Source organism: Streptomyces sp. NBC_01276 (assembly GCF_041435355.1).
In the GTDB taxonomy this organism is placed as follows: domain Bacteria; phylum Actinomycetota; class Actinomycetes; order Streptomycetales; family Streptomycetaceae; genus Streptomyces.
The window spans coordinates 6,713,124-6,728,968 of sequence record NZ_CP108442.1 but is presented as its reverse complement, the minus strand read 5'-3'; the positions used below and the strand labels follow the sequence as shown (position 1 = coordinate 6,728,968).

Genomic DNA, 15,845 nt, shown 5'->3' with positions numbered 1-15,845 from the left:
CCAGATTACGGCGGGGCGCCACGGGCCTCGGTTAGTCTCCCGGAATGTCCCTCCTCCTCGCGCCGTGGACCCGGCTGTCGCTGCTCGTCGTGCTGCTGGTCTCGGCCGGGGCGTGCGTGGTCCTCTACGAGCCCCAGCGGCTGCTGTCCCGGGGCTGGCCCCCGGAGCTGCCGCTCGGCGCGGGGGTGCTGCTGTTCGCGGGTGCGTACGGCCTGTGCACGGCCGCGTTCGTGCCCCGCCCGCTGCTGAACCTCGCGGCGGGGGCGGTCTTCGGTTCGGCGTTCGGGCTGGTGGCGGCCGTCGGCGGGACCGTCCTCGGCGCCGCGCTCTCCTTCGGGCTGGGGCGGGTCCTGGGGCAGGAGGCGTTGCGCCCGTACCTGCGCGGACGCTGGCTGCTGGCGGCCGACGGCCAGCTGAACCGGCACGGGTTCCGCTCCGTGCTCGCGGTGCGGATCTTCCCCGGCGTGCCCTTCGCGGCGGCCAACTACCTGGCGGCGGTGTCCCGCTGCGGCTGGCTGCCCTTCCTCCTCGCCACGGCGCTCGGCACCGTCCCCAACACCGCCGCGTACGTGATCGCGGGGTCCAGCGCGGCCTCGCCCGGATCGCCCGCTTTCCTCGTCTCGTCCGGGTTCATCGCCCTGTCCGCGGTGGCCGCCGCGGCGGTCGCCTGGCGCAAGCGGCACCGCCTCGCGCCCCCCGCCGCGGAGGCTCCCGCCCACCGGCAGCGGGCTGTTCACCCCCCTGTGGTCACGGCCGCTCCGCACGGGCCCTAGCATCGGACCCGAACTGCCCGACGATCACAAGGACGAGCGCACCCCGACATGAGCTGGTTCGAATCCCTAATCCTCGGTCTCGTCCAGGGGCTTACGGAGTTCCTCCCGATCTCCTCCAGTGCCCATCTGCGGCTGACCGCGGCGTTCGCCGGCTGGCACGACCCCGGTGCGGCCTTCACGGCCATCACCCAGATCGGCACCGAGGCCGCCGTCCTCATCTACTTCCGCAAGGACATCGCGCGGATCATCTCCACCTGGTTCCGCTCGCTGTTCACCAAGGCGCTGCGCTCCGAGCAGGACGCCAAGATGGGCTGGCTGGTCATCGTCGGATCGCTCCCGATCGGTGTGCTGGGCCTGCTGTTCAAGGACCAGATCGAGGGCCCGGCCCGTGACCTGCGGCTGACCGCCACCACCCTCGTCGTCATGGGTCTGATCCTCGGCTTCGCCGACTGGCTGGCCTCGCGCGACGAGGAGGGCGGCCGCCACCGGGTGGTCCACCAGCGCAAGACGCTGAAGGAGCTGGGCGTCAAGGACGGCCTCATCTTCGGCGCCTGCCAGGCGATGGCCCTGATCCCGGGCGTCTCCCGCTCCGGCGCGACCATCTCCGGCGGTCTGCTGCTGGGCTTCACCCGCGAGGCCGCGGCCCGCTACTCCTTCCTCCTCGCGATCCCGGCCGTACTGGCCTCGGGCGCCTTCGAGATCAAGGACGTGATCGAGACCCCCGGCCACATCACCTGGGGGCCGACGATCTTCGCGACGGTCATCGCGTTCTTCGTCGGCTACGCCGTCATCGCATGGTTCATGAAGTTCATTTCCACCAAGAGCTTCATGCCCTTCGTGATCTACCGGATCCTGCTCGGCATCGTGCTGTTCGCCCTGATCGGCGCGGGCGTGCTCAGCCCCCACGCCGGCGAGTCGGGGTCCTAGCGGCGCCGCCGCTCACCGATCTGCGTGAATCGGAGGCCGCCCGGGAACGTTCCCGGGCGGCCTCCGCGTCGTTGTCCCTGGAGCGAGGAACAGCAGCAGGGGGTGTCCCATGAGCCGAGTGGTACTGGAACGATTTCCGGCCGGAAGTCCGAGGGGGAGCTGGCCGGCCGAGGAGTACGCCGCGCAGCGGACGCGCGAGGGCGTGCCGGCGGAGGTGGTGATGGACCTGGCCAGCGACGCGTTCCTGGTCGTGGTCCGGCAGCGGGAGGCGCGTTCCGGGCGCTGAGGGACCTCGCCGGGAGCCGCCCGGACGCCGCCCGGCGGACGCCGGGTGCGGGTGTGCCGCCGCGTGCCGCCGTCGGGAACGCGCCCCGGCGGCGGCCCGTCCGGCATCCGGTGGCCGCACGGCCCTTGGCCTGGCGGCCCCGTAGCCCCACACTGTCCCGATGACGCAGCGTGTGGACCTGGCGACGGTAATGGACCGGCTGGCCATCGACGAGGTGGTCTCGGGGTACGCCGCGGCCGTCGACGACGGGGACTGGCCCGGCTACCGCGCCCTGTTCACGCCGGACGGGCGGGCCGACTACCGCTCGGCGGGCGGCATCGAAGGGCCCGCCGGGGAGGTCGCGGACTGGCTGCGGCGGACCATGACGCTGTTCCCGGTGCGCCAGCACCTGATCGTCAACCGGCTGGTCCGGCTGGAGGACCGGGGCGGCTCGCCCGGGGACACGGCGCGGGTCCGGGCCGACTTCCTGAACCCGATGCGGCTGGCGGGCGAGGACTTCGACGGTACGGTCACCGCCCCGAACTTCGTCGCCGCCGGCCGCTACGCGTTCGACCTGGCCCGCACCCCCGACGGCTGGCGCCTGAGCGGGGTCACCGTGCACGAGAAGTGGCGCCGCCTCTCGGAATGAAGGGTGCGGCCGCAGGTCCCACACTGGAAGCGGAGGCGCGCATTGCTCACGAAGCGGACCCGGTGGTGGCGTACGGCCGCGGCGGTGGCGGCCGGGGCGCTGCCGTGCCTCGCCTTCCCCGCCCCGGCGCTCTGGTGGTTCGCCTACGTCGCCCTCGTGCCCTGGATGCTGCTGCTGCGTTCGGCCCCCACCGGGCGGCGGGCCGCCGTGGAGGGCTGGTTCGGGGGCGCCGGGTTCATCGTGGCGGTGCACCACTGGCTGCTGCCGAGCCTGCACGTGTTCCTGCTGCCGGTGGCGCTGCTGCTGGGGCTGCTCTGGATCCCCTGGGCGCTCCTGGTGCGGGAGCTGCTCGGCGGGACGCCGCACGGGTGGCGGAACGCGGCCGCGCTGGTCCTCGTACCGGCGGGGTGGCTGCTGTCGGAGCTGGCCCGGTCCTGGCAGGGGCTGGGCGGGCCGTGGGGGCTGCTCGGCGCCAGTCAGTGGCAGGTGCCGCCCGCTCTGCGGCTGGCTTCGGTGGGCGGCGTGTGGCTGGTGAGCCTGCTGGTGGTGGCGGTGAACTGTGCCGTGGTGCTGCTGGTCGCCGTGCCCCGTGCGCGGGTTCCCGCGGTGGCCGCCGTGGCGGGGTGTGCGGTGCTCACGGGGGTGGTGTGGCTGTGGCTGCCGCGCCCCGAGGCCTCGGGCGGCGTGCTGCGGGTGGCCGTGGTCCAGCCGGGCCCGATGGCGGACGGCCCGGACGGGGCCTCCGGCGCCGGGGGCACCACCGCCGCGGCGGAGACGGCCGACGCGGCCCAGCGGCGGTTCGACGCGCAGGAGCGGCTGACCGGAACGCTGGTGGGGCGGCGGGTGGACCTGGTGGTGTGGGGCGAGAGCAGCGTCGGCGCGGACCTGGCGGCGCGGCCGGACCTGTCCCGGCGACTGGCCGCCCTGTCCGCGCGGGTCGGGGCCCCGTTGCTGGTCAATGTGGACGCCCGGCGCTCGGACCGGCCCGGCATCTACAAGAGCTCCGTCCTGGTCGGCCCGCAGGGGCCGACGGGTGACCGGTACGACAAGATGCGGCTGGTGCCCTTCGGCGAGTACGTGCCGGCCCGCGCGGTGCTGGGATGGGCCACCTCGGTGGGCAAGGCGGCCGGCGAGGACCGGATGCGCGGCGCCGCCCCGGTGGTCATGGGACTGCCGGACGGCACCCGGATCGGCCCGCTGGTGTGCTTCGAGTCGGCCTTCCCCGACATGAGCCGGGAGCTGACCCGGCGGGGTGCGGCGGTCCTGGTCGCGCAGTCCTCCACCTCCACCTTCCAGCACAGCTGGGCCCCGGCCCAGCACGCCTCCCTGGCGGCGCTGCGCGCGGCCGAGAACGGCCGTCCCTTCGTGCACGCCACCCTCACCGGAGTCAGCGCCGTGTACGGCCCCTCGGGCGCGCGGATCGGCCCGGCCCTGTCCACGTCGGCGACCGCGGCGGCCGTGTACGAGCTGCCGCTCGCCGGGGGCACCACCCTCTTCGTGCGCTTCGGGAACTGGCCCGGGGGCGCGGCGGTCGCCGCGCTGGCGGCGTACTGCGCGCTCCGGGGCGCCCGGACGGTCAGGCTCGGGAGGCCTGCTCCAGAGCCGTCAGCACCACCCGCTCGCACAGTTCGTGGGTCAGCAGCGCGTCCCGGGCGCTGAGCGCCTTGCCGGCCCCGACGGCCTCCAGGAAGGTGTCCACCGCCTGCTCGATGCCGCGCTGGCGGGCCACGGACACCCAGTCCCCGCGCCGCCGCAGGGTGGGCTGGCCCTTGTGGTCGATGATCTCGGCGAGGTTGACGACCTGGCGCTTGGAGTCCTGTCCGGAGACCTCCAGGACCTCCTCGGTGGATCCGGAGAGCCGGTTCATGACGCCGAGGGCGGTGAAGCCCTCGCCGGACATCTGGAGCACCACCTGGTGCATCAGCCCCTCGCGCACCACGGCCCGCACGTCGATGTGGTCGGCCTCTCCGGGCAGCAGGAAGCGCAGGGTGTCGACGACGTGGATGAAGTCGTCGAGCACCAGGGTGCGCGGGTCCTCGGGGAGCCCGACCCGGTTCTTCTGCAGGATGATCAGCTCGCGCGGGTGGTCGGCGCACTGGGCGTAGGCGGGCGCGTAGCGGCGGTTGAAGCCGACGAAGAGGCCGACCCCGCGCTCCTCGGCCAGTTCCACCAGGCGCCGCGAGTCCTCGAACGCGTAGGCCAGCGGCTTGTCCACGTACGTCGGCACGCCGGCCCGCAGCAGCCCCTCGACGATCTCGGGGTGGACGGCGGTCGGCGCGTGGACGAAAGCGGCGTCGAGGTCCTCGGCGAGCAGTGCGTCGAGGGTGGTGTGGAGGCGTCCGCGCGGAACGTGGTGGACCGCGCCGATCCGCTCCAGCGTGGCGGGAGTGCGCGTCTGCAGGTGCAGTTCGACTCCGGGGCGGGTGGTGAGGACGGGCAGGTACGCCTTCCGGGCGATGTCGCCGAGTCCGATGACGCCGACCTTCACCGGGTGCCTCCTCGTGTGTGCCCAATGGGATACCGGCAGCTTAATCCCTGGTGGGAGGGGGCGTGTTCGGTCAGGATGACGGACATGACATCCAATGGATCACACCGCTCCGAACCCTCCACCACCGCCGGCGAGCGGGACATGCTGGACGGGTGGCTCGACTACCACCGTTCGACCCTCGCCTGGAAGTGCTCCGGGCTCACGGAGGAGCAGGTGCGCCTGACCCCGCTGGAGCCCTCCGGGCTCAGCCTGATGGGCCTCGTACGGCACATGGCGGAGGTGGAGCGGTACTGGTTCCGCGAGATCTCGCTGGGCGAGGACCTGCCCGAGCTCTACAGCACCCGGGAGAACCGCGACGGCGACTTCCACTTCACCGACGCCGACACCTGGGCCTCCGCCGAGCGCGTGTGGCAGACCGAGGTGGAGCTGGCCCGGCAGGCCGCCGCGGGCCGTTCGCTCGACTCGGTGTCGGACGCCGCCGTCCACCACCGCGGCGAGGTGTTCAGCCTGCGCTGGATCTACACCCACATGATCGAGGAGTACGCGCGCCACAACGGGCACGCGGACCTGCTGCGCGAGCACATCGACGGCGCCACCGGCGAGTAGGCGCTGTCCGCCGGACATCCCCTCCCCGTCACCCGTGCGGGGTGAATATCGGTCCAGGGTTTTCACAACGGGGTCCTCGCACAGCAGAGTTGCGCGGGTGCATCCAACCCGAACCTCGACGAAACTGCTCCTCGGAGCCGCCTGTGCGGCCTCCGCCGTCTCCACCGTCTCCGGCTGCGTGAGCGTGGGCCCCGGTACGGGGCGGCCTGCGACGGCCCCCTCCGCCGGGGCGGCGCCCCGGTACGAGCCGCGCGGGGGGCCGGGGGCGCTCCCGGTGGTCGTCCAGGCACCCGCGCTGGAGGCGCTGGGGGCGGTGCCGGGCGGAGCGGAGCGGCCGTCCGGCCCGACGGCCGCGGCCCGGGGCACGGCGCGCACGGCGCCGCTGACGCCACCGGGGGCCGGGGAGGCCGCGGAGGCCGTTCCCCCGGTTCCGGACATCCCGGAGCCCCGGAAGCCCGCCCGGTCCGCCGAGAGGCATCGTGAGGGCCGTCCGGACCCCCTGCGGAAGGACGCGCGGGCCCCGCGCGAGCTGATGCGGGAGCTGCCGGTCCGGCCGGCCGACGTGTGCGCGCTGGGCAGGCGGCACGGCCAGTGGCATCCGGACAGCCCGGAGGCCCGCATCTGCGCGGGCGTCCACGACGGCTGAGGGACGGCCCGCGCGGGCCCTACGGCCCCGAGGCCCCGCCCCGCCCCGCCGGCCCGCCCCGTCGGCCCGGCCCGCCCTACGGGCCCTGCCCGGGAAACGGCCGGGGCCCCTGCCCCGGCTCCGTCGCGAGCCGCCGCTCCAGCCGGGCGATGGCGGCCCGCACGCCGTTGCCGTACCCGTCGTCGGAGAGCTCCGCGGTGGCCGCGCGGGCCCGCGCCAGGTGCACCCGGGCCGCCTCGGGACGGCGGAGTTTGACGTAGTCGGCGGCGAGGCTGAGGTGCAGTGCCGGGTAGAAGGCGCGGACCGTCTCGCGGGGCCGGTCCGCGAGCCCCTCGGCGGCGGTCAGCGCCCTCAGGTCCCAGGCCAGTTCGTCGCCGGGGTCGTCTTGGGCGTCGGCCAGGTAGTGCGCGAGGGTGCAGCGGTGGAGACCGTCCCCCTCCTCGCCGATCTCGGACCAGATCTCGCCGAGGCGGTTGCGGGCCTCCTCGCGGTCACCCGCGTGCAGCAGGATGACCGCCTGGCCGATCCTGGTCATGACGGCGTCCTCCGACGCCTCCTGCTGCTCCCTCAACGCGGCCTCCGGCTCGCTCCGCCGGACCCGCTCCGGTCCGGTCGTCACGAAGCTAGCCGCAGGCGGCGCCTCTGACGCCGAGGCGCGGTGTGGCGTCAGCCCAGGTCCGGGATCCGCCAGTCGATCGGCTCATGGCCCTGGGCTGCGACGGCCTCGTTGATCTGGGTGAAGGGGCGGGAGCCGAAGAACTTCTTCGCCGACAGCGGCGAGGGGTGGGCGCCCTTGACGATGACGTGCCGCTCCTCGTCGATCAGCGGGATCTTCTTCTGGGCGTAGGCGCCCCAGAGGACGAAGACGACCGGGTCCGGACGGTCGGAGACCGCGCGGATCACGGCGTCGGTGAACTTCTCCCAGCCCTTGCCCTTGTGCGAGTTCGGCTCGGCCTCGCGGACGGTGAGGACCGCGTTGAGCAGGAGGACGCCCTGGTTGGCCCACGGCATCAGGTACCCGTTGTCCGGGACCGGCAGGCCGAGCTCCTCCTTCATCTCCTTGTAGATGTTGCGCAGCGAGGGCGGGGTCTTGACCCCGGGCTGCACGGAGAAGCACAGGCCGTGCCCCTGGCCCGCGCCGTGGTACGGGTCCTGGCCGAGGACCAGCACCTTGACCCGGTCGAACGGCGTCGCCTCCAGGGCCGCGAAGACCTGCTCGCGGGGCGGGTAGACCGGCCCGTTCGCCCGTTCCTTCTCGACGAACTCGGTGAGTTCCTTGAAGTAGGGCTGGTCCAGCTCCCCGCCGAGAACGGGGAGCCAGGACTCGGGCAGCATCTGGGTCACGTCGACAACCTCCGGTACAAGTTCGTGCAACTGCTCAGAACCTACCGGGGACCACTGACAACGCCACGACCCGGGCACCGCCCGCGGACGTCACCAGCTGGTCTTGCGGTACAGCTCCCACATCTGCATGGCGGTCTGCGGGTCGAGGGCCCGCTCGGCGCCGGCGATGTCCTCGCGCGCGCCGACGTAGAGCTTGCCCTGCCACAGGGGCAGCAGGCGGACGTCCTGGGCGAAGATCTGCTGTGCCTGCTCGAACTCCCGGACGCCGGCCGCGCGGTCGCCCTCGCGACGGGAATTGGGCAGCAGTTCGTTCACGATGGCGGGGGGCTCGTACGGGGTGCCGACCGCGTTCTCCTTGCCGACGAACGGCGCGATGAAGTTGTCCGGGTCCGGGAAGTCGGGGAACCATCCGCGGCCGAAGATCGGGTACTCGCTGTTCTTGTAGCCGACCTGGAATTCCACCCAGGGCTTGTTCCGCAGCGTGATCTTGAAGAGTCCGCTCTCGTCCAGCTGCCGCTTGAGTTCGGTGAACTCGTCGGCGGTGGAGCCGCCGTAGCGGTCCGAGGTGTACCAGAGGGTCAGGTCGACCGGCGTGGGGACCCCGCCGTCCTTGAGGATCTTCCGGGCCTTGTCGACGCTGGGCTGGCCGTAGAGGTCGTAGAAGGGCGTCTTGTGGCCGACGACCCCCTTGGGGACCATCGAGTACAGCGGTTCGGCGGTGCCCTGGTAGACCTTGGTGACCAGCGCGCCGCGGTCGACGATCTGGGCGATGGCCTGGCGCACGGGGAGCTTGGCGACCTGCGGGTCCTTGGGGTTGAACACCAGGTAGCGGATCTCCGCGCCGACGTTCTCGACGACCTGGACGCCCGCGTTGTGCGAGGCCGGGCTCTGCAGGTCCTTGATCTCGGGGGCGGAGAGGCCTCGGTAGGTCGCGTCGATCTCCTTGGACTTCAGGGCCGCGACCATCGCGTCGGACTTCTTGAAGTAGCGGATCGTGACGCCGTCGTTGTGGCGGTTGGCGAAGCCCTGGTAGGTCTCGTTGCTGCCCAGGACGGCCTCGGAGCCCGCCTTGTACGAGGTGAGGACGTAGGGGCCGGATCCGGTGACCTTGCCGTCCTCGCGCACCTTGTCCGCCGGGTACTCCTTGGGCGCGACCAGTGAGGCGGCGGGCGAGCCGAGGACGAAGGGGAAGGTGGCGTCCGGGGTGTTCAGGTGGAAGACCACGGTCAGCGCGTCCGGGGTCTCGATCTTGTCGAGGGAGTTGAAGAGGCCCTTGGGGCCGACCTTCGAATCGATCTTCCTGATCCGGTCCAGGGAGTACTTGACGGCCTTGGCGTCGAGCGGCTCGCCGTCGGAGAACTTCAGCCCCTTGCGCAGCGTGCACCGGTAGGCGGTGTTCGCCGTGTCGGTGAACTCGCACCCCTGGGCGGCGTCCGGCTGGGGCTTCGTGCTGCCCGTGGGGAACGCCAGGAGGGTCTGGTAGACGTTCCGGTAGAGCTCCCAGGAGCCGTCCCACGCCGCCGCCGGATCGAGGGTGCTCGGGGCGCTCGTCGTGCCGACCACGATCCTCTTGGCCTTGTCTCCGCTGTCGTCGGAGAACAGACCGCATCCGGCGAGCAGGGATATGGACGCAAGGGCCGCAGAGACCTGCAGGCATCTGGTCCGGTTGAACACGTGCACGCTCCTCGATCAGCCAGGGGTGCGGCAGACCCTACCGCAGTACGTCACAAATCCAATGGGCAGGTTTCGTGAGGCACTTGACCGATTACGTGCGTATTCGATACGCATTTGCCTCCCCGCGGGAGGCAAATGCGTCCGTTTATCGGTCAGTGGACTCCGGCATTGAGGAACATGCCTCCGTCGACCACGAGGGTTTGTCCAGTTACCCATTCCGCTTGTGCAGATGTGAGGAATGCCGCCGCGCCCCCGATGTCCTCCGGGGCCCCCAGCCGGCCGAGCGGGTACGCCGCGGCGGCCTCCTGTTCACGGCCCTCGTAGAGCGCCTGCGCGAACCTGGTCTTGACCACCGCCGGGGCGATCGCGTTCACCCGCACCTTCGGCGCCATCTCGTGCGCCAGCTGCAGGGTGAGGTTGATCATGGCGGCCTTGCTCATCCCGTACGCCCCGATGAAGGGCGAGGCGGAGACGCCGGCGATGGAGGCGATGTTCACGATCGCCCCGCCGTTGTCCTTCTGCCAGGCGTGCCAGGTCCGCTGGGCGAAACCGAGGGCCGAGATCACATTGGTCTCGAACACCTTGCGCGCGACCCCGAGATCGAGGTCCGCCATCGGCCCGAAGACCGGATTGGTCCCCGCGTTGTTCACCAGGAAGTCGACGCGGCCGAAGGCCTCCATCGCGCGGTCCACGGCGACGGCCTGGTGGGCCTCGTCGTGGGCCTTCCCGGCCACGCCGATCACCCGGTCCGCGCCGAGCCGCTCGACGGCCTCCTTGAGGGATTCCTCGTTGCGCCCGGTGATGCAGACCCGGTCGCCCCGGGCGACCAGCGCCTCGGCGATCCCGTAGCCGATGCCCCGGCTCGCGCCGGTGATCAGCGCGACCTTGCCGCTGTCGATGCCGTTGTACGTCATGCCGTACGCCCTGCCTCTCGTGGACGGGTCAGTTGAGCGGGCCGCCGGCCACGTACATGACCTGGCCGGAGACGAAGCCGGCGGCCTCGCCCGTGAAGAAGGCGATGGCGTTGGCGATGTCGTCCGGGCGGCCGACGCGCTGCACCGGGATCTGCGTGGCGGCGGCCGCCTGGAACTCCTCGAAGCCCATGCCGACGCGGGCGGCCGTCTGGGCGGTCATCTCCGTCACGATGAAACCGGGGGCGACCGCGTTGGCCGTGACGCCGAACTTGCCCAGCTCGATGGCCAGGGTCTTGGTGAAGCCCTGCAGACCGGCCTTGGCGGCGGCGTAGTTGGCCTGGCCCCGGTTGCCCAGCGCGGAGCTGCTGGAGAGGTTCACGACCCGGCCGAACTTGGCCTCCACCATGTACTTCTGACAGGCCCGCGCCATCAGGAACGCGCCCCGCAGGTGCACGTTCATGACGGTGTCCCAGTCGGTGTCGCTCATCTTGAACAGCAGGTTGTCGCGGAGCACGCCCGCGTTGTTGACCAGGATGGTCGGGGCGCCGAGCGTGCTCGCGACCCGCTCGACGGCCGCCTCCACCCGGGCGCTGTCGGAGACGTCGCAGCCGACCGCCAGGGCCCGGCCGCCGGCAGAGGTGATCGCCTCCACGGTGTCCTTGCAGGCCGCCTCGTCCAGGTCGAGTACGGCGACCGCACGGCCCTCGGCGGCCAGGCGCACGGCGGTGGCGGCGCCGATGCCCCGGGCCGCCCCGGTGACGATCGCGACGCGCTGCTCGGTGGTGGACATGCTGGATCTCCTCGCCGTTGAGAGCGGCCGCCCGAAGGTGAGCAACCGCTTAGTAGCTTCAGCTGAGGAGACGCTAGGAGCCGTGACACCTCGTGTCAACGGCACCCCGGCGCGCGCGTCCCGCCGATCCCCGCGTCAGCGGACCAGCAGGTCGAGGAGGCGTTCCAGCTCGGCCTCCGGGTCGGCCGTCAGACCGGTGTGGACCGGACCGGGCTGGACCACCGTGCTGCGGGGGGCGATCAGCCACCGGAAGCGGCGCCCCGGGTCGTCACCGGCCGCCTGTCCGGCCCGCTCGCCGCCCGCGCACAGCCCCTCGACCCCGCGCAGCGCGGCCCGGACGCCGGCCACGTCGGCCCCCGGGTCCAGCGCGAGGAGCTTCGCCTCGTCGAGGTGGGTGCGCGCGGCGACGTACGCGTGCGCCCGGCAGTAGACGACGACCCCGGCGTTGAAGCACTCGCCGCGCTCCATCCTGGGCACCACGCGCACCAGCGCGTACTCGAACACGTCCCGCTCGGTCACTCGTCGCCGCTCTTCCGCTCGTTCTCGTCCGACTTGTCCGGCTGGGGAGGCAGCCGCTCGGCCAGCCAGCCCGGCGGACCGGACCGCGGCCTGACCTCGGCCTCCATGGTGATCCTCTCGTGGATCGTCGCCGCGCGCGGCAGCAGCGCCTCCACGTAGGCGCGGCGCACCGCGTCGGCGGAGTCGAAACCGGGCTCGTCGACCAGCCATTCGTCGGGGACGTCGGCGGTGACCTCGGTGAGCAGGTCCTCGGTCACCAGCGGGGCCAGCTCGGCGGCGGCCGCGGCGATGTCCGGGCCCACGGGGGCCAGGACGTGGTCGGAGGCGTTGTACGGCTTGGCCGCGGCGGCCCGGGCGGTGGGCCAGTTGTGGTGCCAGATCATGGTGGCGCCGTGGTCGATGAGCCACAGGTCGCCGTGCCAGACCAGCATGTTGGGGTTGCGCCAGGAGCGGTCGACGTTGTTGATCAGGGCGTCGAACCAGACCACGCGGCCCGCCTCGGCCGGGTCGGCCTGGTACGCGAGCGGGTCGAAGCCGATCGAGCCCGGCAGGTAGTCCATCCCGAGGTTGAGCCCGCCGCTGGCCTTGAGCAGCTCCTGGACCTCCTGGTCCGGCTCGGCGAGCCCGATGACGGGGTCGAGCTGCATCCCCACCAGCTGCGGGACCCGCAGGCCCAGCCGCTGGGCGAGGCGCCCGCACACGACTTCGGCGACCAGGGTCTTGCGTCCCTGGCCGGCTCCGGTGAACTTCATGACGTATGTGCCGAGGTCGTCGGCCTCGACGATCCCGGGCAGCGAGCCGCCCTCACGCAAGGGCGTGACGTAGCGGGTCGCGATCACTTCTGTGAGCATTTTCCCAGGCTAACGGGCCGACGTGCTTCACGATCCAAGGTTTTCCCCGAACCAGTAGTCAGCCCGGACGGACCGCCGATCAGCCCTGGGGAGAATCTGGGGAGTTTGGGCCAGAGGCCTCGCTCCCCCGGCCCCCCAGCAGACCGTCGATGGCTCGGCGACCCTTGCCGCCGGCCTCCGGCATGAAGTGAGCATAGTGGTCGAGCGTGATCGTCGGGGAGGAGTGCCCCAGCCACCTCGCCAGGGTCACAACCGACTCGCCAGCCTCCAGGACTACAGAGGCATAGGTGTGCCTCAGAACATGGAAGCCGTCCCTGTGTGCCGCCTCCCACTGCCAGGGCTTGGCCCCCTCCAACTGCGGGGGAATCACACCGACCCGCGCCAGGGCAGGCTTCCACATGTAGGTGTTGTACGTGTTAACGGCGATGGCGTTGCCGCGACTCGTCGTAAGCAGCAGAGAGAACTTCTTCTCGGGCTTCCCCGGCTCCCCCCATGGGAGTACTACGTCAGAAGCAGGATATTTTTCCGAATGAGCTTTCAGCTCGCTAGCGACAGACTCCGGCATATCCACTGTGCGCGTCTTCCCGCCCTTGGGAAGAGTGAAATACAGGCGCCCCTTAATGGCCTGCACCTGCTTCCTTACATGGAGCACACCTCGTTCGTAGTCAATATCTTCCGGACTGACACCAAATGACTCCCCCTGCCTCAGACCACAACCAACACCGAGGACGACCGTTATGCGGTATCGATCACTGATCTCATCCCGCATCCGAAGCGCGGTCTCCAGCGCCCACGCGTTGCGTCTCACATCAACGGCTTTCGGCCAGCGAACCGATTGCGAGCGCATCGGGTTCCGAACCAGTCGCTTGTCGTCGACAGCCGTTTCGAAGATGCTCGACAATGTGGTCAGAACGCCTCGCGCATACGCCGGTGAAATCGAGTTTGACAACGCTATGATGTATGCGCGAATTTCGGAAACTGCGACACTCTTCAATGGCAGCTTACCCAAATGCGGGATAATATGCAGGCGAACTTTCTGGTCCAGCCCTGCGCGTGTCTTGACCGCACCACCTTGCCCAGGCAACCAGTACTTCTCTATGTAGTCCTCAAGCAGAATCGAACCATCGCGCGGATCAACAAACTCGCCGCGCTCCTCGTCGGTACTTGAGCGTCGGAGCCATCCTTTAGCATCTTCCAGCGTCTCGAAGGACCTGTCCCGGACCCCTGGGATTCCAGCGACACGATACCGCTTCCCCTTTCCGTACCTTTCGGTTCGCTCCCGCTTTCCAGTGACAGGGTCCTTCTTCTTTTTTACCCAACGGTCCTCGACATACCCCGCCACGCATCTACCCCCATCGCCTTGAACAAACAAGCATCACTGGGATGCTTTCCTGAGGCAGCTTGAACCACCTCAAAAGGACCCCCAAATCAACCGACATTCCGACTACGTCGCTCCTTGCGCTGCGGCTGACACGAAAATGGACTCAACGCCAGATTAGATCGGGAATCTGCCCGCTCCTGCTGCTCTATCCATTCATCCAGCGCCGCAACTCGGTACATGACACGCCTCGACCCCATCGTAAAGCTCGGCGGACCCTCCCTACGGTGACGCCAAACGTAGAGAGTGTTGGGCGATATGCCAAGATAGGCCGCCGCTTGGGCAACCGTCAGAAACGACGGAGCCCGATCCAGAGCGAGCAGATTACTGTCAGCCATGTCAGCTTCTTTCAATTCACCCCTGCGTTCCCACTGCCACCTCACGAGAAATACTCAGAGTTCTGGCAGGAACGCAGATCAGTTTGGACGCAGTGCTCGCACCATGCCACCGCCAAGTAGCGGCGCGAACTAGTCCAATGGTCGCGACGATCCCCGGTTTGGCTGACCGGGGATCGTCGGCTATGTAGGGGTGTAGTAGCCGAGTGCTAGCCCTCGCGCTCCTGAGCGTCGTGATGCGCGGCAAGCACGTAGCTACGGACGAGGGGTACTTCATCCCCTGTTGCCAGGATCAGCAGCCCGTCAGCGCTGAGGCGCACAAAGCTCTGGGCCACAACCTTCTCGGCCTTGTTCAGTGCACGAGCGGTCTGCCTTGGCGTAGCACCAGGATGCGTGGCCACAAAGGCAAGCACGGCTCGGTCACGCCGGTAACCGTCTTGGAGGAGGTCTTCAGCGAAGAGAGCAGCCGCGCACACACAGAGACAGAGAGCTACTGCGATGGAGGCGTAGTCACGGTGCAGCTGGGCGAGAAAGGCGCAGGCAGCACCGAGGGCGAACAGGAGCGGGGCAGTTAGGCGGAGGGAGAACAGAGCGGCCTCGGACAGGAGAGCCTCCTTTGATCGGCAGACATGTCGCACGGCCCGCGGGTGAACCGGAGCCATCCCGCAATTGGACGGGCCAGCAGCCGAAGCCCACGAATTGGTCGACCCCTGCACTGACCTGCTGTTTTGCGGGGGTGTTGTACGTTGACATGGTCTGGAGGACGGTTCCAGTCCTTCGGGCCTGTTTGTCGTCTGCCGTGGGCGAATCCCGACGCCGAGCGGCCCTGCTGTCGAGGAAGGACTGTCGAATGCTGACGGACGACGCGGCGTGGGACCGGTCGCTGGCCCGGCTGCGGGAGCTGGGGCAGCTCTCCGCCACAGCGAGTAGACGGGCAGCTTCGGCGCGCGCGGCGATCGTTTCCACGGGGGCGAGCGATAGCCGGGCGCGCGACCAGTGCATGGCCGTCCATTCAGCGCTGCAGGCCCGAAGCAAGGTGTGCGACGTGGCGTACGTCCGGGCGGCGGGCCTCCTGCTTCGGCGGGCGGGAGCGAAGCGACGGCCGCCGAAGCGCCTGCCCCAGCCGCGTCCCGTGAGTCCCTCGGCGCCGTCCTGGTGGGTGGAAGCTATCCATAGCTCCGGTGCCGTGTGGCGGAGAATCCCCCAGGCTGGGCCGGAGTACGACCTTGGACTGCCGCTGGGCCACCCTGGTGTCGCTGCCGTCACCCGTCAGGCAGAGCTACTGGGCGCGAGCCGCCTGGCCAAGAACATCCGGGGCTCCTCCGCCCTCTACGAGGTCACCGAGTCGGGTCGCGCCCAGGATGGCACGTGGACACCTGCCGCCCTGAGAGTTCGCCCAGGCATGGAGAACGAGGCCCGCCGGCTACACACCGAACGGCACAAGATGTGGGAGCGTGCCCGAGCCTACGGTGACGCGACCCTGGCACTACTGACCGAATGGCGTACAAACTGCGCCTTGTGAGGGTCGCCTGCCCATGTGCACGCCTTCAGAGCGGGAGTCGGCCAGCTCGCGCCGTGCCAGCCAGGCCCCCCGTGATTCCCAGTACCCCTGCGAGGGCGCCGGTTAACGCGTGCGCTTGCTCCCGGGCCTGCGCCTCCGTACCTTCGGGGGCCGCGAAGAACCCC

At 70.3% G+C, this 15,845-nt stretch carries 17 protein-coding genes; 7 read left to right on the top strand and 10 right to left on the bottom strand.

Annotation, left to right across the window (positions count from 1 at the left end; translation table 11 throughout):
• The first annotated feature begins 44 nt into the window (after nucleotides 1-44).
• From OG295_RS30325 to lnt, 5 genes are all read left to right on the top strand, one after another.
• Entirely contained in the window at nucleotides 45-773 is a 729-nt protein-coding gene (locus OG295_RS30325) for a TVP38/TMEM64 family protein (RefSeq protein ID WP_371679791.1), read from the top strand.
• Nucleotides 774-821: 48 nt separating this feature from the next.
• On the top strand, nucleotides 822-1,700 hold the full coding sequence (locus OG295_RS30320) for an undecaprenyl-diphosphate phosphatase (protein ID WP_371679790.1): 879 nt from the start codon (nucleotides 822-824) through the stop codon (nucleotides 1,698-1,700).
• 109 nt (nucleotides 1,701-1,809) lie between these two features.
• Nucleotides 1,810-1,986, top strand: coding sequence for a hypothetical protein (locus OG295_RS30315; protein WP_266837595.1), 177 nt, complete (start codon nucleotides 1,810-1,812; stop codon nucleotides 1,984-1,986).
• 160 nt (nucleotides 1,987-2,146) lie between these two features.
• Nucleotides 2,147-2,614: a nuclear transport factor 2 family protein gene (locus OG295_RS30310; RefSeq protein WP_371679789.1), complete on the top strand. Its 468-nt coding sequence runs from the start codon at nucleotides 2,147-2,149 to the stop codon at nucleotides 2,612-2,614.
• A 42-nt stretch (nucleotides 2,615-2,656) separates the two neighbouring features.
• Nucleotides 2,657-4,273, top strand: coding sequence for an apolipoprotein N-acyltransferase (lnt, locus tag OG295_RS30305; protein WP_371679788.1), 1,617 nt, complete (start codon nucleotides 2,657-2,659; stop codon nucleotides 4,271-4,273).
• Here the strand turns inward: lnt and OG295_RS30300 are convergent.
• Nucleotides 4,191-5,102, bottom strand: coding sequence for a Gfo/Idh/MocA family protein (locus OG295_RS30300; protein WP_371679787.1), 912 nt, complete (start codon nucleotides 5,100-5,102; stop codon nucleotides 4,191-4,193). The genes lnt and OG295_RS30300 overlap by 83 nt on opposite strands.
• Nucleotides 5,103-5,186: 84 nt before the next feature.
• On the opposite strand from OG295_RS30300, the gene OG295_RS30295 reads away from it, so the two are divergent.
• Both OG295_RS30295 and OG295_RS30290 read left to right on the top strand, forming a co-directional pair.
• Nucleotides 5,187-5,708 carry a DinB family protein gene (locus OG295_RS30295; RefSeq protein WP_371679786.1) on the top strand — a complete coding sequence of 174 codons (522 nt, stop codon included), beginning with the start codon at nucleotides 5,187-5,189 and terminating at the stop codon, nucleotides 5,706-5,708.
• Nucleotides 5,709-5,805: 97 nt separating this feature from the next.
• Nucleotides 5,806-6,354: a hypothetical protein gene (locus OG295_RS30290; protein WP_371679785.1), complete on the top strand. Its 549-nt coding sequence runs from the start codon at nucleotides 5,806-5,808 to the stop codon at nucleotides 6,352-6,354.
• A 76-nt stretch (nucleotides 6,355-6,430) separates the two neighbouring features.
• On the opposite strand, the gene OG295_RS30285 is transcribed toward OG295_RS30290, so the two are convergent.
• From OG295_RS30285 to OG295_RS30245, 9 genes are all read right to left on the bottom strand, one after another.
• On the bottom strand, nucleotides 6,431-6,925 hold the full coding sequence (locus tag OG295_RS30285) for a hypothetical protein (RefSeq protein WP_371681352.1): 495 nt from the start codon (nucleotides 6,923-6,925) through the stop codon (nucleotides 6,431-6,433).
• Nucleotides 6,926-7,020: 95 nt separating this feature from the next.
• The gene (locus OG295_RS30280) at nucleotides 7,021-7,689 is read right to left on the bottom strand and encodes a uracil-DNA glycosylase (protein WP_371681351.1); all 669 of its coding nucleotides are present in this window, start codon (nucleotides 7,687-7,689) and stop codon (nucleotides 7,021-7,023) included.
• 99 nt (nucleotides 7,690-7,788) lie between these two features.
• The gene (locus OG295_RS30275; RefSeq protein WP_371679784.1) at nucleotides 7,789-9,372 is read right to left on the bottom strand and encodes an ABC transporter substrate-binding protein; all 1,584 of its coding nucleotides are present in this window, start codon (nucleotides 9,370-9,372) and stop codon (nucleotides 7,789-7,791) included.
• A gap of 152 nt (nucleotides 9,373-9,524) precedes the next feature.
• The gene (locus tag OG295_RS30270; RefSeq protein ID WP_371679783.1) at nucleotides 9,525-10,286 is read right to left on the bottom strand and encodes an SDR family oxidoreductase; all 762 of its coding nucleotides are present in this window, start codon (nucleotides 10,284-10,286) and stop codon (nucleotides 9,525-9,527) included.
• Between the two features lie 28 nt (nucleotides 10,287-10,314).
• Nucleotides 10,315-11,076: a 3-oxoacyl-ACP reductase FabG gene (fabG, locus tag OG295_RS30265; RefSeq protein ID WP_371679782.1), complete on the bottom strand. Its 762-nt coding sequence runs from the start codon at nucleotides 11,074-11,076 to the stop codon at nucleotides 10,315-10,317.
• A 135-nt stretch (nucleotides 11,077-11,211) separates the two neighbouring features.
• The gene (locus OG295_RS30260) at nucleotides 11,212-11,595 is read right to left on the bottom strand and encodes a DUF3037 domain-containing protein (RefSeq protein WP_030236635.1); all 384 of its coding nucleotides are present in this window, start codon (nucleotides 11,593-11,595) and stop codon (nucleotides 11,212-11,214) included.
• Nucleotides 11,592-12,446, bottom strand: a complete 855-nt coding sequence (locus tag OG295_RS30255; protein WP_371679780.1) for a HipA family kinase — start codon at nucleotides 12,444-12,446, stop codon at nucleotides 11,592-11,594. Before OG295_RS30255 ends, OG295_RS30260 begins: the two co-directional genes overlap by 4 nt.
• 79 nt (nucleotides 12,447-12,525) lie before the next feature.
• A complete protein-coding gene (locus OG295_RS30250; RefSeq protein ID WP_371679779.1) occupies nucleotides 12,526-13,788 on the bottom strand; it encodes a tyrosine-type recombinase/integrase in 1,263 nt (420 codons plus the stop codon).
• A gap of 86 nt (nucleotides 13,789-13,874) precedes the next feature.
• On the bottom strand, nucleotides 13,875-14,162 hold the full coding sequence (locus OG295_RS30245; RefSeq protein WP_371679778.1) for a helix-turn-helix transcriptional regulator: 288 nt from the start codon (nucleotides 14,160-14,162) through the stop codon (nucleotides 13,875-13,877).
• Nucleotides 14,163-15,845: the final 1,683 nt, after the last annotated feature.